General features: G+C 53.8%; 14 protein-coding genes. 7 read left to right on the plus strand and 7 right to left on the minus strand.

Translation table 11 applies throughout. The annotated features are described in order from the left end of the window. Positions 1-29: 29 nt before the first annotated feature. On the minus strand, positions 30-2123 hold the full coding sequence (locus tag RRY12_08465; protein ID MEG2184695.1) for a M28 family peptidase: 2094 nt from the start codon (positions 2121-2123) through the stop codon (positions 30-32). A 640-nt stretch (positions 2124-2763) separates the two neighbouring features. Beyond that, the gene (locus RRY12_08470; GenBank protein ID MEG2184696.1) at positions 2764-3159 is read right to left on the minus strand and encodes a helix-turn-helix domain-containing protein; all 396 of its coding nucleotides are present in this window, start codon (positions 3157-3159) and stop codon (positions 2764-2766) included. Between the two features lie 153 nt (positions 3160-3312). On the opposite strand from RRY12_08470, the gene RRY12_08475 reads away from it, so the two are divergent. The 4 genes from RRY12_08475 (at position 3313) to RRY12_08490 (ending at position 7771) form a co-directional block, all read left to right on the plus strand. Next, the gene (locus tag RRY12_08475; protein ID MEG2184697.1) at positions 3313-3507 is read left to right on the plus strand and encodes a helix-turn-helix transcriptional regulator; all 195 of its coding nucleotides are present in this window, start codon (positions 3313-3315) and stop codon (positions 3505-3507) included. A 116-nt stretch (positions 3508-3623) separates the two neighbouring features. Then, positions 3624-4577 (plus strand): TAXI family TRAP transporter solute-binding subunit, encoded by a 954-nt coding sequence (locus RRY12_08480; protein MEG2184698.1) that lies wholly within the window; start codon positions 3624-3626, stop codon positions 4575-4577. A gap of 85 nt (positions 4578-4662) precedes the next feature. Next, positions 4663-5814, plus strand: a complete 1152-nt coding sequence (alr, locus tag RRY12_08485; GenBank protein MEG2184699.1) for an alanine racemase — start codon at positions 4663-4665, stop codon at positions 5812-5814. Beyond that, positions 5798-7771, plus strand: a complete 1974-nt coding sequence (locus tag RRY12_08490) for a TRAP transporter permease (protein ID MEG2184700.1) — start codon at positions 5798-5800, stop codon at positions 7769-7771. The genes alr and RRY12_08490 overlap by 17 nt, the downstream gene beginning before the upstream one ends. A gap of 125 nt (positions 7772-7896) precedes the next feature. Here the strand turns inward: RRY12_08490 and RRY12_08495 are convergent, their stop codons facing one another. From RRY12_08495 to RRY12_08515, 5 genes are all read right to left on the minus strand, one after another. After that, on the minus strand, positions 7897-9537 hold the full coding sequence (locus tag RRY12_08495; protein ID MEG2184701.1) for a GLUG motif-containing protein: 1641 nt from the start codon (positions 9535-9537) through the stop codon (positions 7897-7899). 173 nt (positions 9538-9710) lie between these two features. Beyond that, the gene (locus tag RRY12_08500; protein ID MEG2184702.1) at positions 9711-12878 is read right to left on the minus strand and encodes a diguanylate cyclase; all 3168 of its coding nucleotides are present in this window, start codon (positions 12876-12878) and stop codon (positions 9711-9713) included. Further along, a complete protein-coding gene (locus RRY12_08505) occupies positions 12875-17032 on the minus strand; it encodes an EAL domain-containing protein (GenBank protein MEG2184703.1) in 4158 nt (1385 codons plus the stop codon). The genes RRY12_08500 and RRY12_08505 overlap by 4 nt, the downstream gene beginning before the upstream one ends. A 110-nt stretch (positions 17033-17142) precedes the next feature. After that, positions 17143-17376 (minus strand): hypothetical protein, encoded by a 234-nt coding sequence (locus RRY12_08510; protein MEG2184704.1) that lies wholly within the window; start codon positions 17374-17376, stop codon positions 17143-17145. Between the two features lie 106 nt (positions 17377-17482). Beyond that, positions 17483-18385, minus strand: coding sequence for a LysR family transcriptional regulator (locus RRY12_08515; protein ID MEG2184705.1), 903 nt, complete (start codon positions 18383-18385; stop codon positions 17483-17485). A 524-nt stretch (positions 18386-18909) separates the two neighbouring features. Between RRY12_08515 and RRY12_08520 the strand changes: the two genes are divergently transcribed. The 3 genes from RRY12_08520 (at position 18910) to gcvH (ending at position 21091) form a co-directional block, all read left to right on the plus strand. Continuing rightward, the gene (locus RRY12_08520; GenBank protein MEG2184706.1) at positions 18910-19488 is read left to right on the plus strand and encodes a GDSL-type esterase/lipase family protein; all 579 of its coding nucleotides are present in this window, start codon (positions 18910-18912) and stop codon (positions 19486-19488) included. An 87-nt stretch (positions 19489-19575) separates the two neighbouring features. Next, the gene (gene gcvT, locus RRY12_08525; protein ID MEG2184707.1) at positions 19576-20667 is read left to right on the plus strand and encodes a glycine cleavage system aminomethyltransferase GcvT; all 1092 of its coding nucleotides are present in this window, start codon (positions 19576-19578) and stop codon (positions 20665-20667) included. Positions 20668-20713: 46 nt separating this feature from the next. Next, entirely contained in the window at positions 20714-21091 is a 378-nt protein-coding gene (gcvH, locus tag RRY12_08530) for a glycine cleavage system protein GcvH (GenBank protein ID MEG2184708.1), read from the plus strand. The last annotated feature ends 18 nt before the right edge of the window (positions 21092-21109 follow it).

Below are 21109 nucleotides of genomic sequence, written 5' to 3' on the forward strand. Positions count from 1 at the left end.
CCCTCGTTTTATGCTACACCAAAAACTCGTTATTTATTAGCCACCGTACACATATTATTAGCCGTTGCTATGCCTAAAATAGCTATCAGGCGATCGGCCACATAATCTCTGTCGTAATAGGGGGCATGATACAGCGATGTCGTACTATTTTGCTCGCTGGCTGAGACATTGATCACCACCGGCATATCTTGATCCTGCCATGCGGCGGTATCAGTCCTGGGACGGCCGATGTATTTAGCTTGCCCTGTGCTCGTTGGAGTCTTCATAATAATGTTAGCTCCTGGGTTGATATCAGAAGCGTCCTCTCCCCAAGGATGATTCCTGCCTTGGCTAGAATTTAGAAGTTCATCGACAAGCGGGGCTAAACCGGCTGACATACTCGTTGACAGTGTGATGTTGCCGTTTCCTTTACCGAACGTAGAGTCTGTATGGAATACCGCCTTGACTTTCTCCCTGCCGTTGGCCGCAAACCACGCAGCTGCTGTTTTCCCGCCATTCATGCCTGATTCTTCTGCTCCGTCGAGAATAAAGACCAAGCTGCGCTTGGGTTTATTTCCTGCCGCCGCCATCATTGCTGCGTAGCGGGCGGCAATCATGTTCGCCGTACTGCCGGCTCCGTTATCCGCCGCACCTGCCGTCATATACGGCCCTACGAAGCCGCAGTGGTCGAAATGACTCATATAGATTACATACTCGTCGGGGAACTCGCTTCCTCTGACTACTCCAACAACGTTCATCCCTTTAGCGTCTACGCTGCTCTGCGCTTCAGTAGAAATTTCAATTTCGATTCGATCATCAAAATTAAAGGAGTTTGTTGCGATAGATGCGTCATAATTCTTGTCATACGGGCCATTTACGGCTCCTACTTCGCTATTGGGGCCTTTAAAAAGGTCTGCCGTCGCCTGGTAAAGGAACTGTGGGTAATCCGGCACATTTCCTCTTCCATCACCAAAATTTTTCATTGGAATGGCACGTACAGGGCCGTTGCCGCCCTTAGCGGGACTCTTAACCGTTTTCGCGCGGGCGATGAGGTCTGTAAGAGTGTGCTTTGTGCCTCCTGATTCGGCCTCAAGCTCAAGCTGTTTTGCAAAAAGGTCGTTTAATAATCTGCTGTCGCCCGTACCGTTGGTGTATGTGGTTTCACTCAAAGTACCGTCTTTTGTATTGCGGCCAATGCTGCCAACCAAGACTATTTGGAACGCGTTCTTGCCTACCGGCGGCTGATAGCGGATGTTGGGGTTGGCAACCATCAGATTGTACAGTGCCCCCGCAGCTCCCCTTTGTCTTGCAACTCCAATTTTGAGATAATGCTCGTCGTGGCGTATCCAATCGTTGCCCACGGTGTATTGATAATCCTTGGGTTCAAGTTCGCCGCCTAAAATCGGCGTTGGCCGGTAATCCACATTACTCAAAGAGTTGGGCGTACCGTTTCTAAAAATTGCAACGCGGTCGGCAACGTCCAGTGGCGTTTTCGTCGGAGCGTCCTTCGCGAGGTCTGCCCCTGAAGCCCATGTCAGTCCTACATATTCGTTGAAGTCGTTGCGATATACAGTCGCCGCATTGACATGCTTGAACTCGTTGTTTGCATAAACATTAGCACCGGTGGCGTCGATACCATAGCCCAAGAAAGTCAGCTTACTTTTGACCGTTCCAGTATTGGTGCCGTGAGCAGACATAATGTCCTTGATAAACTTATCATCAATATAGTCGCCGTTGGCGGTGGATTTCCACACTTTGCCGTCGACTAAAATTTTGACAACAGGTGATTTGTTGATGGGCATACTATAAGAAAGGTTGAAGTCCTGGAAGTAACTGCCGTCAAGCGGCTCAAGCCCCCATGCTTTAAAGTTTGCCGCGGCCCACATTGCTGCTTTTGTATAACCGGTGTCACCGGTCATTCTGCCTCTAAATTCCGTAGAAACTATCTGATTCAAGAGAAGGGTTCCTTGATTTATCCAAGCCGATTTTTCCGCGGCAGTCCAATTTGCTGGATCTTTTGGAAGCACGGCCCCATCTGCATTCACTACATTATCTGTGGAACTGCTCCCTCCACAACCGCCGCTCGCCGCGACCAGCGCACCCATTAGCACCACAAAAACGATTTGCCTTAACCACTTGCCCATCCTAGCGTTCATCTCCTTAAAAATTTAGCCTTGCAGTTTCATTTTCAAGTCTCAAAAGCTCTCAAAAATGTGAACTCAAACTTAGGGGTGGAAATAATATGATAATTTGATGCAAATACTTATGATCAATATTTGTGCCCTTTACTCTTAACCGCCCCTTTTAGTTAATATAGAAGCGAGTTTTTTTATATTCTGACAAATATAAAATACTAAGTATACATTCTACTATTAGATTGATGAATTGTAAATATATCGTGGGATGAAAATTTATCTTTTTTCTCTATTTCTTTTATGTTTGATATTTATCTTTACATTTGTTTATATCGTGTGATGCGGCGCAGTGATAGGAGGCGGTATCTTTTGCCGTCGGCGCGTTCGGCTTCGTTGTTTGTTCCACTTCGTGGCGTTGCAGGCTGTGTTTTTTATGCAGACGACGGGGCCGTCGGCGTTGTGGGCGTTGTGGGGGTCGCGGCTCGGCAGCCCTTACGAAGGTCAATGGCTGTCTGAAACAATGAGGGTGGCTGCGCTGGAACACCTGCGGCGCAGCGACGCAAAGACGGCCTCCGCCATCGACGCGCTCGGGCCGCTACTAAAGCAAACTCAAAAGCTAAAACCGAAAACAACGGCTGGTCTTAGTCGCTTAATTTCTTTCTCTTATCGCCTTGTAGTATCCTGTGATCACCTTTTGGTCTCTCATGTAGGCTATTACCTTTTCTTTTGCGATGCGGTCAAGCTCTTTCAGCATTGCCACAATTTCCGCATCAAGCGGGTCGGCGAAAGCAACGGCCGCATCCGCCTTGATTGCGGGCGCTCGTGTCTCTTCTGCCGCGCGTTGTGCGCCGATTTCTTCGTAGGCAAGTTCGACCGCGGAGCATTTGAGCGCCGAGGCTATATTTTTTAAGACGGCAAACGACATTTCGTTGGTGCCGTTCTCATATTGGCACATAGTATTAGCCTTTACGTTTATGAGCCGTGCCAGCTCTCTTTGTGTCAGCCCGAGTCTCTTCCTTCTTGCGCGTATCTCTTCTCCAAGCATCGCTATAGCTCCTTAATTCACTGCGGACCAGTGGTCTAAACACTACATTAATATCATGAAGAAAGAATTTTATAATTGACATATCTTGCTTTAAGAATATACTTTATCTTGTTGCAAGATTTATTTTGTTCTTGAAGAAGGTGATATGTACTTGTGAACAGGAGAGAGCTTCGCTTTATGCGTTTTAAGGAGAAAATGACGCAGAGTCAGATGGCTGAAATGCTTCAGATATCGGCGGAGAGGTATTCCCGAATAGAAAGGGGGCTCAGTTTCCCAGACGAGAGGATATGCCGCGCGCTTGCCCAGTTCTTCGGGTTGGAAGGACAAGAAGGCGAATGGCTGAAATAAATTTTGTAAAAAGCTCCATGATGTTTTCCGCCGACAGAAATTAATTTACGAAACAGGAATGGCTACGAATTTCTTGCAGCATAAATTTTGATTTTTATCTTACGGGAGGCTTAACAATGAAGAAAAGTATCTTTGCGGTTTTGTTCCTTACACTCATCACATTTATCATTTCATCATCGGCTATGGCGGCCACCTCTTTTGTAACTATCGGCACGGGCAGCACTGGCGGCACCTATTATCCGGTGGGTGCCGGCCTTGCAAAAATCTGGACGAAATACGTGCCGGAGTTAAAAGCCGACGCGCAGTCAACGGGCGGCACCGTCCACAACATACAGTTGATGGAGAAAAAAGAGATCCAGGCTGCTACGATGGACAACAATTATTACAACGCCTATAACGGCCTTCTCAAATATAAGGGACAGAACCATAAGTATCTGCGCGGTATGCTTCCGCTCTATCCCGAACCTGTGCAGATAATGGTGGCGAAGGGCAGCGGCATCAAAAGTCTGAAGGATTTCAAGGGAAAGCGCGTCTCAATAGGCGCCGTGGCGAGCGGTACGGAGCTGAGCGCACGCGAGCTGCTGAAGGCGGCTGGACTTGACCCGGACAAGGACATCAAGGGGGAGAACCTTGGCGTCGGAGATACGGGCGGAGCCTTCGCGGATAAACACATAGACGCGGCGATAATGCTTGGCGCGCTTGGCATGGGCGGCGTCGTTGAGCCTTCGACGCTGGGGCTGGTGGAGTTCATCGATATTTCCGACGACATCATCAATAAAGTTCTCAAACAGTCTCCGTACTGGTTCAAGTTCACCATTCCGGCAAACAGCTATAAGGGACAGCCGAAGGCCGTGAAGACTTACGCCGGGCCGAACATTATAACGGTGACGGCCGACCTTCCCGAAAAAACTGTCTATCAGATGACGAAGACGGCGTTTGAGAATAAAAAGGATCTTGTCGCGATCTCCGCAAACATGCAGAACATGACGCCTGAGGGCGCGAAGAACATAATGATCCCGCTGCATCCAGGCGCTGTGAAGTATTACAAAGAAATCGGAGTCATTAAATAATTATTTCACAGCCTCTTGTTCGATAGGAACAGAGCAAATCTCTGTTCCTATTATTTTTATACCTTTTTTCAAGGAGATGATAGGTTTGGCTCCTGTATTCCGCCCTACATGGGTAGAGATAAATTTAAACACAATTAAGGAAAATTATAAAAATATCAAAAAATATGTCAAAGAGACTGAGATGATCGCCGTCGTCAAGGCGAACGCCTACGGCATGGGGCTTGTCCCGACCGTTCACGCGTTAAGCGACGCTGGATGCCGGCGCTTTGCAGTAGCTACGCCGGACGAGGCGCTAGAGCTGCGCGCGGCAGGTTTTGAGGGCGGCGTTCTGGTCATCGGCCCCGCTATTGAAAGCTGTGCGCCGCTTTATGTGAAGCACGGCATAGAAACGGTCTGCGCGGATGAAAAATTTCTTGCGGCTCTTGATGAGTGCGGCAAAGCACAGGGGCGCCGCGCTATGGTGCATTACAAGATTGAGACGGGGCTTGGCAGAAGCGGCTTTGCGCCGGACTATTTTATCTCGCGCGCCAGCCGCTTTTACTCAATGGAGGGCGTCGAGCCGGTCGGCATACTGAGCCATTTTGCCGTTGCGGACGAGGGAAAGAACGAATTTACGCGGATGCAGTTTCGTCTTTTTAAGAAAACGCTTGACGAGCTTGGGGCGCAGGGTATTGACGTGGGCGTGCGGCATATCTGCAACAGTGCGGCTACGCTGCTCTATCCCGAAATGCACCTTGACGCCGTCCGTGTGGGAAAGATTTTGTATGGCTTCTGTCCCAAAGAGGTGGCGCGGCCCGTGGAGCTCAACTGCGCTTTTAAAGTGCGCACTGAGATAACCTCCATTCGGCGCGCCTCTGTCGGTGAATCTTTCGGCTACGGACTGCGCTACGTCTGTCGCGACGACGATCTTATCGCAGTGGCCCCCATCGGATATGCGGACGGCTACAGCCGTATGTACATGGGAAAGACCTGCGCTCTGGTGCGCGGACGGCGCGTTCCAGTCGTTGGAAGCATCTGCTGCGACCAGATTTTCTTGAGGATAACAGATGTCCCAGACGCACAGCCGGGCGACGAGGTGGTGCTTGCCGGCGTTCAGAACGATGAAGAAATATTGACGGATGAGCTTGGGCGGTCGATAGGTACGAGCGCCTGCGAAGCATTCAGCCTATTCCGTGGGCGCATCCCGAGGATCTATATCGGAGAGGATAAGGAGAAGAAAAATGGCGGAGTTGAATAAAAAGACTGATTTGCTGGACGAACTTACCAGCGACGACGAGGAGATAACAAATCTTATTGAAAAGTATGACGCGGAGAGCCGTTACAGGATACTGTCAGGGCTGTCCGGAAAGTTTATAAGCCTATGGCTTGCCTCTATGTCGGTTTTTCATCTGGCGACGGCTGGGCTTGTCACGATGCCGCTTGCCATTCAGCGCGCGATACATCTCACCTTTGCCATAGTCGCCGTTTTTATACTCTATCCCGCGACGCGCAAAGGCTCTAAGAACAAAACTCCGTGGTACGACTGGCTTCTTGCCGGGGCGGGTTTTGTCGTCACAGGCTATATCGTCGTATTCTTCAACGACATAGCGCGGCGCGGAGCGGCTCCCACCAACGCCGAGATATATCTTGGCGTTGCCGCTGTGGCGCTTCTTGTGGAAGCGGGACGGCGCATCGTGGGCAACGTGCTGCCATGTCTGAGTATGCTCTTTCTGTCATACTGTTACTTTGGCAACTACGTTCCCGGTATATTCCAGATACGCGGATATTCTTTGAGCAGGATAGTACAGCACATGTACCTGACGCCGGAGGGGATATTCGGCCTTGCGCTTGGAGTCTCCGCTACCTTTGTCGTGGTCTTCATTATCTTCGGGGCATTTCTTTCGCAGAGCGGCGGCGCGCGTTTCTTCAATGAACTTGCGCTCGCAGTAGCAGGAAGCCGCCCCGGCGGCCCGGCTAAGGTGGCGGTCGTAGCTTCCGGTCTGCTTGGCACGATAAGCGGTTCCTCTGTCGCAAACGTCGCAACGACGGGCGCCTTTACGATACCGCTCATGAAGCGCGTCGGTTATCCGCCGTACTACGCAGGCGCCGTCGAAGCCTGCGCCTCAACAGGCGGCCAGCTCATGCCGCCCATTATGGGAGCTGGCGCTTTTATCATGAGCGAGTTTCTCGGCATCCCGTATTTGACGATAGCGGGCGCCGCCGTCATCCCCGCGCTGCTTTATTACACCGCGATATTCACAAACGTCCACATCAGGGCTAGAAAAAGCGGGCTTATGGGGCTGCCGAAGGATCAGCTTCCTGTGCTGGGCGAGGTAATGAGGACGGACGGCCATCTTATCATCCCAGTCATAGTCATCATAGCGACGCTGCTTTTGAAGTACACGCCTCTGCGCGCCGGCTTTATCGGAGTTGTTTCCGTCATTGTGGTTAGCTCCATGAGGAAAAACACGAGGATGAACGCCGCCGCCATCTTCAAGGCGCTTGAAGACGGAGCGCGCGGAGCGCTTGGCGTGGCGCTTGCCTGCGCTCTCGTCGGCTTCATCGTAGGCACTTCGTCGCTTACGTCGCTTGGTCTTACCATTTCCAACAACATCATCGAGATAGCGGGCGGAAACCTTCTGCTCACTTTGGTAATGGCGATGTGCGCCTGTCTCATCCTGGGCATGGGGCTGCCGACGACGGCGAACTACATCGTATGCAGCACGATAATAGCGCCGGCGCTTATAGGCATGAAGGTGCTGCCGCTTGCCGCCCATATTTTTGTCTTTTACTTTGGGATCATGGCGGACATAACGCCGCCAGTCTGCCTTGCCGCCTTTACAGGCGCGGGCATAGCAGGAGCAAGTCCGGCAAAGACGGGGCTTACCGCGACGCGCATCGCTATAGCGAGCTTCATGCTGCCGTACTGCTTCGTTTATAATCCCATGCTGCTTTTGCAGAACATCGTTTGGTGGGAGCTTGCGGTGCTGGTGGTTTCCGCGCTGCTTGGAGTGATGATGTTTGCGGGTGCGTGCGAGGGCTGGTTCTTCCGCGACCTTTCTCTGCCGGAACGGTTTGTCACCGGAGCCGCCGCGCTTGCCGCTATACATCACGATATCACCATAAGCCTATGTTCCATCGCGGTGCTTGTTGCGGCGGGGTTCTATTTCAGAAAGGGAGCAAAGGGCGGGCAACCCGCAGCGGGCGAAGCCTAAGGCGAATGTCCGGGTTTTTTCATAATAACATCGGCGCGGCAGACCCCAAGGGGACGGCCGCGCCGATGTTATTATGATTCCTGTCGGATAAGAGTTGTTTTTTATCGCTTTCTTTTATGTATGTCTTAGCATTTTCTGCGCATCAGAGCAAATGATGCCAGGAAAAGCAGCGCAAGCGCGGGAATGCCGGCGTTGCAGCCGGAGCTGCCGGCAGTAGGGGGAGTTACCGTTATTGGCGCGGTGAAGGTCACCTCAAGCGCGTCCCCGGAAATCGGTTCAAAGCTGCCGGCGGCCGCCTTTTCAAAGTCTGTCGCCTTGAGTTTCAGTCTTAGGGTAAGCTGCGAGTTGCCCGCGGTCAGCGCTTTAACTGTGACGTCCGTTGAGGTAATTGCCGCAGAAGCAACGTCGTCCGTTACGTTCGCGCTTGTTATCTCATAATAATTTTCAGGCGAAGCGATATTTGTTCCCGGAAGGAGTTTGGTCTTCACAACGAAACTTTCCCCGGTTTCCATCGTGATTGCCGTGCCCGCGATGTCGTCACTGAGCGCAGCCGCGACGGTTGTCTGGTTGTAGGCGGTGATGTCAAGAGAGACGACCGCGACAACTTCAGGGTACGCTGTCTTGCCCGTGCCGATGGCGGGCAGCGCCGCATCAGCTAGAAAACCGCAGTTGGTGATTGTGCCGTAGGGGTCATTAATCCCAGCGATGCCTCCCACGCAGCTGTCTGTGGGATTTGCTGTGACGACGCCGCTGTTGGTGCAGTTGTTGATTTCGCCGCCGTTATATGCAGCGATGCCGCCGACGAAGCTATACGTACCATTTGCCGTTACTTTGCCGCTGTTGGCGCAATTGCTGATTGTGGCGCCTGTGTTCCCTGCGATGCCTCCGGCAGTTATGCCGGCGACCGCGCCGCTGTTGGTGCAGTTGCTGATTGTGACGCCGGGGTTCGCCGACCCGGCGATGCCGCCGCTAGAACCGCCTTGTGAGGTCGCCGTAACGTCGCCGTTGTTTGTGCAGCCGGTAACTGTGCCGCTTGCCTGCCCAACGATGCCTCCGCCTTGACTTAAGTCGCCATCGACTGTGATCTTGCCGCTGTTTGTGCAGTTGGTGATCGTGCCGCCGTCGTTAAATCCTGAGATGCCGCCTGCCATGCTATATTGGCCGTTTGGCGTGACCGTACCGCTGCTTGTGCAGTTGGCGACGGTGCCGGAGTTGTAGCCTATTATGCCGCCGGTAAGGACGATGATATTGTTGGCCCCGGCTTTATAAGATTCGTTCGTGACATCGGCGGAGACGGTGAGGTTTTTAACCGTGCCGCCCGAGTCTACGATGCCAAAAAGTGCGGCGGCTGTATAGATTCCATGCTGGTCAGGGAAGGCGGAAACCACGACCGCGTCTTTTGAGTCGACGGTGAAGTTGGTAACTGCGTGTCCTGCGCCGTCAAAGACGCCGGCGTAGGCGCAGTTTGCGGTTGTTGTTGGTTGTTCCGCGCTGAAATCTTCCGAAAGTATCTTTTCGCCTATTGGTTTCCAGTGCGAGCCGCCCATGTCGATGTCTGCCGTTAGCTTTGCGTCAAGCGATACTTCGCCGCTGTTGACTCTGTCTCTGAATGCCGCAAGCTCTTCCGCCGTGGCTATTTTTAAGACCTCTGCCTCTGCCGTCGGCTCCACGCTGGCCGTCTGCGCCCAACCCGCCGTTATCAGCAGCACCGCCGCAATCGCCGCCAGCAGATAAAAGTATCCGCCTTTGATCGTATTTATCATCATTAAGCAATCCTCCAAATATTTATTGACCGACATTAAGTAAGGCCGGTACAACCGCGTCGGTTTCTTATTATATCACCGAGAGGGGCTATCCTTTTTTCAGCGCTTCGCACGCTGCTTCGCCGGTGGTCAAGGCTTTATATCGGGTTGTTCTTTTGTGGCGCTATCTTTTGCCTTTATTTATATTTTGTGATGTCACGCAGCGAGAGGAGGCAGTATCTTTTGCCGTCGGCGCGTTCGGCCATCATTACCGCGCTTATCAGGCCGCTGAAGCCGTCGGGCTCCATTATTTTTTCCACTTCGTGGCTTTGCAGGCCGTGTTCTTTTATGTAGACGGCGGGGCAGTCGGCGCAGGGGGCGTCGCGGCCCAGCAGAGCTTTGTAGCAGAGGTCTTTTTGTTTTAAGTCCTTTGCGAAGCGAAGCAGCGACGGGCAGAAGTAGGTGAGCTGGAAGGTGTCCGCGTCTATCGCGTAGACCCACTGGCGCGTGTTGTTCAAGAGCGAGTTGAATATTTCGGAGCTTTCGCGCTCACGTTCTCTTGCGCGTTCTTTTGCGATGAAGGCGCCGAAGATGTTGCCTATCATCGAGATTGTCTCGCGTTCTTCGTCGGTGGGGGCGGGCCGCCCGTCTGTGACGCATTCGTCCATGCCGATGAAGCCGGTCACTTCGCCGCGTTCCATGAAGGCGCAGGAGATCATCGCCTTTACGCCTTCGCCGTGCAGTTTTGCCGCGCCGTTTTCGTCGAGGATCGCCTCCGGCCGCGGCAGGTAGGCTAGGTCGCTCTGCGCGAAACGCACTTCGGGCATGAGGTACCACGGGATGGCCATGTCCGTGTAGTCGCCGCTTACGGGGGCGATGTCAGCGCGCGTCCATTCCCATGGCATGTTGAGCCTGCCGTTTTCGAGGTCGTATTCTATGATGTAGCACCTGCTGGCGTTGAAGTAGCGCCCCGCTATGCCCATGCAGAGCTGTATGGCCTCCGCCGCGGATTTTGAGGTGTAGAGCATTTTTAATATGTATTCGCAGAGGTTGTCTCTGAATGATTTTGGCTTTGCGGCAAGCTCCGGCAGGTCGAACGCGGTCTTTGGCTGTTTTTTCGCGGCGCTTTTGGCCGCGGCATCGTCGTAGAGCGCGCAGCGGTTTTTGCCGGAAAGTTTTGCCGAATAGAGCGCGGAGTCGGCTTTTTCGTAGAGCGATACGAAGTCGGCCGCGTCGCGTGGGTAGAGGGCGGCGCCTATGCTGCAGGTGACGTGCCATTCCCGCAAGCTTCCGCCCTCAAGCGCGTTCTGCGGCAGCGCGGATAGCAGCTCTTCCGCTTTTTTTATGACTGCTTCTCCGTCGCTTACGTTTTTCATGAGCGCCATAAACTCGTCTCCGCCTATGCGGCCTACGATGTCGCCGCCACGGAAGGTTTTTCTGAGTATGCCGCCAAGTTCGGAGAGCATGATGTCGCCGAAGAGGTGCCCGTAGGTGTCGTTTATTCCTTTGAAGTTGTCTATGTCTATTACAAAGAGAGCGGCGGGGTTTGCGTTTTTGCCTTCGAGGTAGTCCGTTATGAGGCGTTCCGTTGTGCCTTTGTCCTGAAGGCCGGTGAGGTCGTCCGTTTCGGCGCGGAGCATGAGCGCCTGCCGCGCTTTGACGTCTTCGTCTATGTTTTTTACGATGCCGAGTATTCGGACGGGACGTCCGTCCTTATCGCGGATGACGCGCGCGTGGAGGCCGCACCATGTGTAGCCGCCGCAGAGGGGCTTTAGGCGCATCTCCATTTTGCCGTTGTCGGCGGCGCCTGTGAGAAGAGACTCTACGAGCGCGTCAAACTGCGGCCAGTCCTCTTTGTGTATTTTTTGCCCGAGGCCCAAGTTTTTGCGCACGTTCTCGCCGTGGTCTGTTCCGCCGTAGGTTTCGACGTATTTCGGGGAGCAGTAGAGCGTGTCGCGCACGAGGTCCCAGTCGAAGATGTATTCTTCGGTGTTTTCCATGACTATGCGGTGGCGCTCTTCGCTCAGCGCCAGCTCTTCCTGCGTCTGGCGGCTTCGCGTTATGTCGCAGACGATGGAGTAGATGTAGTCTGCGTCTTCCACGCGGACTATGCGGCTTGTCCCGCGCACCCAGATGACGTCGCGGCCGCGGTCTATGCGGTGTTCTATCTCAAAGAAGTCGTGTTCTTTTTGCTGGCGCGCCGCTTCGTCCAGGACCATCTGCCTGTCGTCGGGGTGGATGGTGTTCAAGACTTTTCTGTCGTATTTTTTTGCAAATTCTTCGTCGTCGGCGCAGCCCAGAAGCTCGAGGAAGCCTCGGCTCAAGCTGACGAATTTCGGGTCGTCGCCTACCGTGCAGACGGAGACGCCTCCTGGCACGTTTTCGCTTATCGCCTCAAGCGCCTTTTTGGATCTTTCTATCTCTTTGATGTTGCTGCGGAGTATGGTTATTATCGTCGTCATTAAAATAAGCAGAGCAAGCGCCACTACGCCTGAGACGAAAAGCCCGGCGCGCGTGAATCCGGCAAACCGGAAGGCGAGCGCGTCGTATGGCACGACGGCCATCATGTACCAGTCGTTTATTCCGACGGGCGCGTAGTACATGAGCCTGCGCGAGCCTTTGAAGGTGAATTTGTAGAGGCCGCCGCGGCCTTGCGCCATGTCGCTTTTTATCGCCTCTTTGCTCTTTGAGCGGTCGCTTTCTTCGGCCTCCGTTATGTCAAAGACGTTGGGGTGTTCGTTGTAGGTGCCGGAGGGGCGTTCTGTCGGCGGCTGTATGACGTTGCCGGTTTTGTCCACTATGAAGAAGAAGCCCTGGCGGCCGTAGACGGGCGCGTCGAATATATGGCGCATTCTTTGTTCGCTGTAGGTTTTCGTGAGGACGCCGCGCACTTCGCCGGAGCGGACGATGGGGGCTGCGAAGACGACGGCACGCGCTCCGTCATGGCGCGAGATTTCGACCTGAGATATGGAGCTTTCGCCCGCCTTTGCCTTTTGGAAATATTCGCGGTCCGCAAGCCGCACGAAGCGGCCGTCTGTCGTCTTTGCCTTTCCGTTCATGTCGATGACGGCGAAGGAGGCGCCGTCGCCCGCGTCTTTTTTCAGGACGGAAAGGACTTCGTCCGACCATAGGTCGTCGTACCGGCTTACGAAGTTTGCGGAAAGCTTGACCGCGGAAAGCAGGTCTTTCGTGTGGTGGGCTATGTAGCGCACGCCGGTCTTTGTGAAGCTTTCAAGGGAGGTGCGGGCTTCGTTTTCTATGCTGCTTCGTATGATGAAGACAAACCACGCTGAGGCGGAGATAAATGCGATAAATACGAGCACCGCCGCCGAAACTATTTTTGCGGTGTTTGAAAGCGGTTTCACTGCGCGTCTCCGTCCTTTGCCCCGTCTGCGTCCGCCGCGCGCCTTGTTTCACCGGGGGGCGCCACCTTTTCGTCGGTGCCGACGGCCTTTATGAATTTGCCGTTTATGTCGTAGACGGCGGTGAGCCGGAGCGTCTCCCAGTAGTAGAGGCCGTCGTCATATTTCAGCCGGATGGTGCATGAGGCGGTCTGTGCGCCGTCCGCTATCGCCTTGTGCATCGCGATAAACTGCTCCGCGTCGTCCGGGTGCGTGATGTCCAGGTCGAGCCACGACTCAGGATAGTTCGTCAGCACCTTGGGGTTGTGGAAGCCGGGCTGCATTTTTCCAAATTCGCGCGCAACGCGCTCCTTTGGGAAATACTGCCAGATGTTCATGTTTGTGAGCGTGAAGGCGGCCCGCAGCGTCTCTTCGCTTTCGTAGAGCGCGGTTTCGAGCGCTTTTTGCTCCGTCACGTTTTCTATCGCGGCAAAGAGGACGTATCTGTCCATCGACTTTGCGAGAAGCCGCAGCCTGATGCGCAGCCAGACGTAGCAGCCGCCGGCTTCGTTGCGGCTCCACCGCGCAAGCGCTTCGGTCTCCTCGTCCTCTGTGGCCGCTTTTTCCACCGCGGCGCGGAAAGGCCCTCTGTCATCGCTAAAGAGCAGCGGAGTCACGTCTTTTGAGTATTTTAAAAATTCGTCCCGCGTCATGCCGCCTATGACGTTGAAGAATTTTTCATTGGTTTGCAGCGGCTCTAGTATGCCGTCGTGATATTCAAAGATGGCGGCGGCGTCCATGATGCTGTTGAAGATGAGCGTGTGCTGCGCCTTCGGGTCCCAGAATTTGTTTGCAAGCGGCGCGCCCTTTGATTTTTGCGGCGCGGGATGCTCCTCAGTGGCGCTTTCTGAAAGCAGCGCGCGAAATTCGTCTACCGGCAGCGGCTTTGAATAAAGATAGCCCTGCGCCAAAAGACAGCCGATGCTCTTTAAATAGTCCGCCTGTTCCTGCGTCTCTACGCCCTCGGCAAGCACGGGCAGGTCCAGCCATTTCGTCATTCGCACGACGGAGTTCAGTATGTTTCCGCCGCGCTCCGTGTCGCCGCTGTCCGCTATGAATTTCATGTCGAGCTTCAGCAGATCCACCGGCATGTCCTTCAGCGCGTTAAGCGAGGAGTATCCGCTTCCGAAGTCGTCCATCTCAACTTTGAAGCCGTGCGCCTGTAGCTCCTTCGCTATGCTTATTATCTGCTCCGGGTCCTCCATGTAGGCTGACTCCGTGATTTCAAGCTTCAGCAGCTCGGGGCGCAGCCGATATTTCTGAACGAGCGCGACAAGCGTGGAGACGAGGTTTGTGTTGTAGATGTCTATGCGCGAGAGGTTCAGCGCGACGGGCACGTTCGTATATCCCTCGTCCTCCCATTTGCGCAGCAGGCGGCAGGCGCCCTCGAACATATAGAGGTCAAGCTGCGTTATGAAGCCGTTTTTCTCAAAGAGAGGGATGAAGGCATTGGGCAAGAGGTATCCCTTGCGCGGGTGGAGCCAGCGCACGAGCGCCTCCGCGCCTACTATCGCGCCGGTGGTCAGGTTGTACTGCGGCTGGAGCCACAGCTCGAACTGTCCGTTGTTGAGCGCGGGCCTCATGTCGTTTATTATCTCCTGCTCGTAGAGCAGATGGTCGCGGAAACGGTCGTCGTAGAAGGCGCATATTTTTTCATATCCACCCTTGACCGAACGCTGCGCGATGCCGGCGCGGTCGCACATCAGCTCCACCGGCACCGTTCTGTCGTCTATGACGTAGATGCCGATGTTTGGCACGAACTCGAAATCGTACCCGTAGCGGCTCAGCCCATCTGTCATTTTTTGCGCGAGGTGTTCTGCGTCGAGCAGTTCAAGCGGCACGCAGAGCACGAAATTGTCCGCGTAGAGCCGTCCGCAGAGGCCGCGCCCGCGCAGAGCGTCGTTCGTGTCTTTGCCTATGGCGCGAAGCAGGCCGTTGCCGCCGGCCATGCCGTAGATGTCGTTGAAGACTTTAAAGCGCGCGATGTCCCAGCAGATGATGGCGTACTTGCCCGACGGGTCCGCGTCCAGCATCTCGCGCGTGCGCGCAAAAAAGGTGTGCCTGTTGAAGACCGGCGTCACAGTGTCGTATTCGGCAAGGGCGCGCAGCTCCTCCATCGCGTTTTTGAGCGGCGAGATGTCCGTTATGACGCTGTTTATGCGCACTGCGCCGTCCGTGTCTACAAATTTGCGGCCCGTGTCCTGCACCCAGATGAAGGAGCCGTCCTTTTTGCGCACGCGGTATTGCTCCTGATATTCGCAGCCGCGTTCAAGCGCCGCCCTTATCCGCGAATAAAGCGGCCCCGCCTCGTCCGCCGGGATTAGGCTTGCAAAAAAGCCGTGCGCCTCGCGCGCAAACTCTTCTGCGGAATAGCCAAGCAGCTGGCAAAGGTTGTCGCTCGTATATTTCAGCGTTAGCTTTTCGTCGGCCTCCCTCACGGAGAGGCCCGCCGCCATGCTCTCCGTCATGAGGCGGATGACCTCGCCCTGTTTTTTCACAGCTGTGAGCGTGTCTCTGTATCTGTTGCGGCTTATCGTAAGGCGGATGAAGAAGGCGCCTCCCAGGATCAGGAGGCAAAGAAGCGCCATGGCGCTCTGCCCGGGGTGCGCGTATAAAAATTCTACAGGCGAAAAGCGCGCCTTGTTTACGGTGTTCGCGTTTATTATTTTGGAAAGGTCGTCCTGCGGCAGGCTTTCAAGCGACTTGTTGATGATGGAAAGCAGCGTCGGCCCCGCCTCTTTTGAGACGGCCACGGAGACGTTCTCCGTTATGCCGGCCATGTTTCTGAAATCAAGAGTGCGGTATCTTTCCTGAAGCAGATAATATTCCGCGACGTAGAAATTGGCTACGGTGAAGCGCGCCTCCCCCGTAAGCACCGCGTCGAGGCACTCGCGTATCGTCTCAAAATAGACGGCGTTAGTCTGCGGGTGCCGCTCCATATATTTTTTTGTCACGTAATAGCCTTTAGGCAGCGCCGCCGTATACTCCGCGTCGCTAAAGGAGGGGGAGATGACCATGACGACGGGGCTTTCAAGCACAGTCTGCGAGATGTTCGCGCCCTGCTCGCCAGCCCAGCCGAAATCGTGGTTTATGGCGGTCATCATCTGCACGTCGCCATTTTGGTAGATGTCGGAGGCCTCTTCAAAGCCGTTTCCCGGCACGAACTCAAACTTCATCCCCGTAGTGCGGCTGACGTTTTTTAAAATGTCGCTCATGATGCCCGCATACTGGCCCGTCTCTTCGTCGCGGAACTCAATGGGCTGCCACGCCGCGTCATAGACGGCGCGTATCGTCCGATGCGTTTTTATATATTCAAGCTCTCTTTTGGAAAATACGGGCGAGTGTCCGCCCGCCCCGCCGAAATAGTGGATGGCGAGCCGCTTGTCGAAAAACGGCTCGTAAAGTTTTATCTGCGAGATGGCGTAGTCCAGCCCGTCCCTTATTGTTTTATTGCCCTTCGTCACGCCGAAGAAAAACGGAGTGATGGCAAAATCTGCAATGACGCGGTAGCCGTTGATGCTCCGCGACGCACTTGTTATTGCCGCGTCTATGCGTCCTGCGTCAAGCGCCGCAAGCATCGCCTTCGGCGTTGCGAACTTTACGATGTGCGCGCTAAAGCCGTTTCTTGCGGCGTACTCCTCAAACTGCCTCTGGCGCGGCGTGCGCGCGTTGTCCATGCCCCTGATGTCGCCGATGGCGAGGCCGTCGAACGCGCCGAAATCCTCGTAGGCGAGAGTGGTGTTGCCGCCGGGCACGATGAGCCTCGTGCCTCCGACGCCCGCCTGCTGCGTCGTGAAGTCATATTTCAGCTCACGCTCCGGCGTGCGCGTAAGCGTCGGCAGAATGTCGATCTCGCCGCGCACAAGCATCTTTTCAAGCTCCGCGAACGGCGCGCGGATAAACTCATACTTCCAGCCCGTGTACTGCGCTATCGCCTGCAAATACTCATAGGTGTAGCCGGTGTATCTGCCGCGTCCGTCCACGCCCTGCAGCCCGTCCACAACGTAATAGCCGACGCGTACGACGCGGGAAGCGTTTGCGGAAACGCACCCCGCGAACGCGAAAATAATTGTAAAGACCAACAGAAAGACCAGTCGAAACCCAGCCCGCTTCTTCATATTTTTCTTCACCGCTCACACCGGGCATAGCCGGAATAATAGACCGCTGTAACAGCCGTGCAGCGCCGATACGCAAAACCTGAAATTAATAGAACGATCACCAGAAACAATCAATAAAAACAATTAAGAATTGATAACGCCTCTATTGTAGCACCTATTTGCGGCAATTTGCAGCACTTTTTTTGCAAAACCCACACCACGGCAAGAGCTCCTGCACTGGCGCGCAGGGCGTCTTCGACGAGCGTTGCGGCAAATGGGCCGACGTGCTTTTGCAAGCCCGGCGGCGAATTTCTGGCGCGGATAATTATTTTTGCGTTCTTAATAACAAGCGTCGTTTCGTACAACATGCGGCGCCGAAGGCGCGCGTCCTTCCAGTCTCAGCACGCCGCTTATAAAGACGTTGAAGCTTGCGGAGCTGTTTGAGAAGATGGGCACAGTCGAGGGGGGTGTTTACAGAGCCAGCAAAAAGAGTTTGTCCAGCTCGGAAAGATAGTAGTCCTCGCGGTATATCAAAACGTCCTGATACTCCTTCTCGTTGTCCGCGCATTCTCTTTGCGCCAGATTATAACGTTCAAGCAGATGCTTTGGAATGGGGGAGACCCACATAAAGGTTTCCTTATTATTGGCCAGCAGGTCAAACTGGCTGCCCCGCTCAAAGACAAAGATGCGGCGCTTCACAGTCTCCGGCAGTTCTTCCCTTTTGATGGCCGCAAGCGCCAGGGAGGGGACAAAGGGGTCTGCGTGGGCTATCTCAATAAAAGAATCCAGGTCGGAGAGGCGTATCTGCTTTTGGGAGGCGAGCGCGCCCTCGCGGTGCGTGATGAGAACATACCGGAAATCTTTTACCAGCCTGTGCGCCAGCCTTTTTTCCTCAAACATGCTGTTGAAATAGGAGCTGAATTTCTTTGCGTAACGGATTATCCCGAGATTATATTCGGAGGAGAGCACATTGCTTATGGTATGTGATGAATTTGTTTCTTTATAATAGAACTCAGCGGCGCCGTCTGTCATCTTCAAAGAGAAACGGGCGAAGGCGTTTGCGATATAGCTTGCCCTCGGCACACAAATAGAAAATATCTGTTTTGCCTCCATCTTGGTTTTATTTCTGTACATGTGCTCGATTTCTTCTATCTGCCCGATGATTTTTTTTGCGTAGCCCAGAAACTCTTCGCCCTCCGGCGTCAATGTCATGCCTTTGAAGGTGCGGTTGAAGAGCGTGATGCCCAGCTCAGATTCCAGTTCCTTAATGGAACGGCTCAAATTTGGCTGCGCAATGAGCAGCGACTGGGCCGCTTTGCTTATAGAGCCGCTCTTTGCCACCTCGATGATATAGGTCAAGCTTACTAAATTCATATCTTAAACGCCCCGCCTTCGCCTACTGCCACGCAGTTCTCTTGCGATACCATCCACGAATACTATGCGCAAACTACAGAATATTGACACCGACCAACAGAGACGACGGCCTTAGCCCATCTCTTTCATCAGTTCTTTAATACAGGCTTTCATATATAAATTATTTAACTGCTCTTGAAGTATCGATAACAACATACCATATTCTCCATGCCGCGTCAATATAGCGTGGTGAAGAGATATTCCGCTATAGGAAAAATGAAAAGCGCACAGGAAGGCTGGTGTTTTAATATGATTTATCCTTTTCGCCCAAGCTTTACAAGGCGTGTACCGCCTATTTGCGCCTCTTTGGCATGCTTTTCGACGCTCGGATTTATGGAGAGATCAAATCGCTCTTCTTATATCAATTTTCATAGGGCTATATATCAATTATAGGGCTTCGCAAATGCCTTATCGATTGCGTAAAATGAACGCATAAGATAACTGTGAAATATAAAAATTAATCAAGAGGTTCGGGGGTATGCGCCATGAAGGTCGTATGTTTAGGAGATAGCCTCACAGCCGGTTACGGCGTCCGTACAGAAGAATGCTGGGTCAGCCTTCTTGCCGGCATGACGGCGAGCAGCTGGGCCAATGCGGGCGTCACCGGCGACAGCACCGGCGGGATGCTTGCGCGGCTGAACCATATCCTTCTTTCCCAATCTCCCGACGCGGTGCTGATAATGGGCGGAGTCAACGACATCCTGGCCGCCGGCTCTTGGGAGTGCGCCAAACCTAATGTGACGGCGATGGTGCATCAGTGCGCCGCCTGCGGCGTGCGCCCTGTTATAGGCACGCCGATCCCGCCGCACGCGGAGGCGGCGCGAGGCCGAAGCTCCCTGTTGGGTTTAGGTGCGACTGCGGAAAAAACGCGTTCCTATATCGAATGGCTGCGGCTTTTTTCGGGCGAGTTCAAGCTGCGCATGGTAGATTTCGCGGCTGCCTTTGACGTTTATTCCAGGGAGTGCGGCTGGAGCCGCGCCTATTTTCCCGATGGGCTTCATCCATCGGTTGCGGGACACCGCGTCATGGCTGAGGCTGCTGCCGCGCAAAAATTTTTCCGTTAAAAGTGAAAAAATACACAAAAAATATAACACAAGACAGCTGAGGAGGAGCATTTTTGCTCGGCTGCGACATACTTAAGGAGGAAATAAATGATGGATAAAAAAACCGCGCTTTATGACAGGCACATTGAACTTGGCGGCAAGATGGTTTCTTTTGCGGGGCATCATATGCCCGTTCAGTTCCCAAAGGGCATTCTGGAAGAACACAAATTAGTGCGCGAGCAAGCGGGCATGTTTGACTGCAGCCACATGGGTGAGGCGCGCCTTGACGGGCCAGACGCTTTGAAGAACGTAAACAACCTTTTTTCCAACAGCTTTGACAGCATGAAGGACGGCAGCTGCCGTTATTCTCTGATGCTCTATGAGGACGGCGGCTGCATCGACGATTTGATCGTCTACCGCCGCAATCAGGACAGCTACTATCTGGTCATAAACGCCTCCAATGCGGCGAAGGATGTGGACTGGATAAGGGATCACCTCATAGGCGACGTCCAGCTGACGGATATGTGCGACGACTATTCGCAGATAGCGGCGCAGGGGCCGGCGTCGCTTAAGATTTCGGAGATAGTCTCCGGTACGCCGCTTCCGACAAAATATTATACATTTACAGAGAATGTCGTCATTGCGGGGGTAGATTGCTTCGTTTCACGCACCGGCTATACCGGCTCCTTCGGTTACGAGCTCTTTATGCCAAACGAGGGCGCGACGGCGGTATGGGACGCGCTGCTTGCCATAGGCGTCGAGCCGTGCGGCCTGGGCTCGCGCGATACATTGCGCACAGAGGCCGCGCTTCCGCTTTACGGCCATGAGATAAGCGAAGTGATTGACCCGCTGACTGCGGGGCTGGATTTTGCAGTAAAAATGGACAAGCCCGATTTCATAGGGAAGGCCGGATTGATAAAACGCGGCACGCCCTCAAAAAAGCGCGTCGGTGTAAAGGTGATAGGGCGCGGCGTCATTCGCGACCATCAAGATATATATGACGGAGATAAAAAGGTTGGCTTCGTTTCATCTGGAACCTTCATGGCGTGGATCAACGCGAGCGCTGGTATGGCCTTCGTGGAGCCTGAGCTTGCCGTGCTGGGCAACAAGCTGGAGGTCGACGTGCGCGGCAGGCGCGTGCCGGTGGAGATAGTTCCGCTTCCCTTCTACAACACGGCGCGCGATATCCCGATTCTTTAAGCGATCATATAAACCATAATCCAAAAAAACCTAGGAGGAAAATATTATGAATATCAAAAGCGATCTTAAGTACACAAAAACACATGAGTGGGTCAAAGAACTTGGCGATAATTGTGCGCTGCTTGGTCTGGACGATTATGCACAGGATCAGCTGGGCGAACTGGTCTTTATAAACCTGCCCGAAGCGGGCGATGCAGTGACGGCGGGCGAGGCCTTTTGCGATGTCGAGAGCGTCAAAGCGGTGAGCGACATCTTTTCCGGCGTTACGGGCACGGTGGCTGAAATCAACGAAGAGCTGGCCGACAGGCCTCAGCTGGTGAACGAAGATCCTTACGGCGCGTGGCTCATAAAGGTCGAAGATATTTCCGCCTATGGCGAGCTGATGGACGAGAAAGAGTACAAAGCATACTGCGAGGCCATGTAGTCCCTCCGCCCTGTGAAG

The organism is Cloacibacillus sp., from assembly GCA_036655895.1.
Taxonomy (GTDB): Bacteria; Synergistota; Synergistia; order Synergistales; family Synergistaceae; genus JAVVPF01.

Bases quoted from the DNA above. Each gene is read 5' to 3' on its own strand.
- RRY12_08480 (MEG2184698.1), top strand. From the start codon at position 3,624: ATGAAGAAAAGTATCTTTGCGGTTTTGTTCCTTACACTCATCACATTT.
- RRY12_08470 (MEG2184696.1), bottom strand. From the start codon at position 3,159: ATGCTTGGAGAAGAGATACGCGCAAGAAGGAAGAGACTCGGGCTGACA.
- RRY12_08495 (MEG2184701.1), bottom strand. From the start codon at position 9,537: ATGATGATAAATACGATCAAAGGCGGATACTTTTATCTGCTGGCGGCG.
- gcvT (MEG2184707.1), top strand. From the start codon at position 19,576: ATGATGGATAAAAAAACCGCGCTTTATGACAGGCACATTGAACTTGGC.
- RRY12_08465 (MEG2184695.1), bottom strand. From the start codon at position 2,123: ATGGGCAAGTGGTTAAGGCAAATCGTTTTTGTGGTGCTAATGGGTGCG.
- RRY12_08520 (MEG2184706.1), top strand. From the start codon at position 18,910: ATGAAGGTCGTATGTTTAGGAGATAGCCTCACAGCCGGTTACGGCGTC.
- RRY12_08515 (MEG2184705.1), bottom strand. From the start codon at position 18,385: ATGAATTTAGTAAGCTTGACCTATATCATCGAGGTGGCAAAGAGCGGC.
- RRY12_08490 (MEG2184700.1), top strand. From the start codon at position 5,798: ATGGCGGAGTTGAATAAAAAGACTGATTTGCTGGACGAACTTACCAGC.
- gcvH (MEG2184708.1), top strand. From the start codon at position 20,714: ATGAATATCAAAAGCGATCTTAAGTACACAAAAACACATGAGTGGGTC.
- RRY12_08505 (MEG2184703.1), bottom strand. From the start codon at position 17,032: ATGAAGAAGCGGGCTGGGTTTCGACTGGTCTTTCTGTTGGTCTTTACA.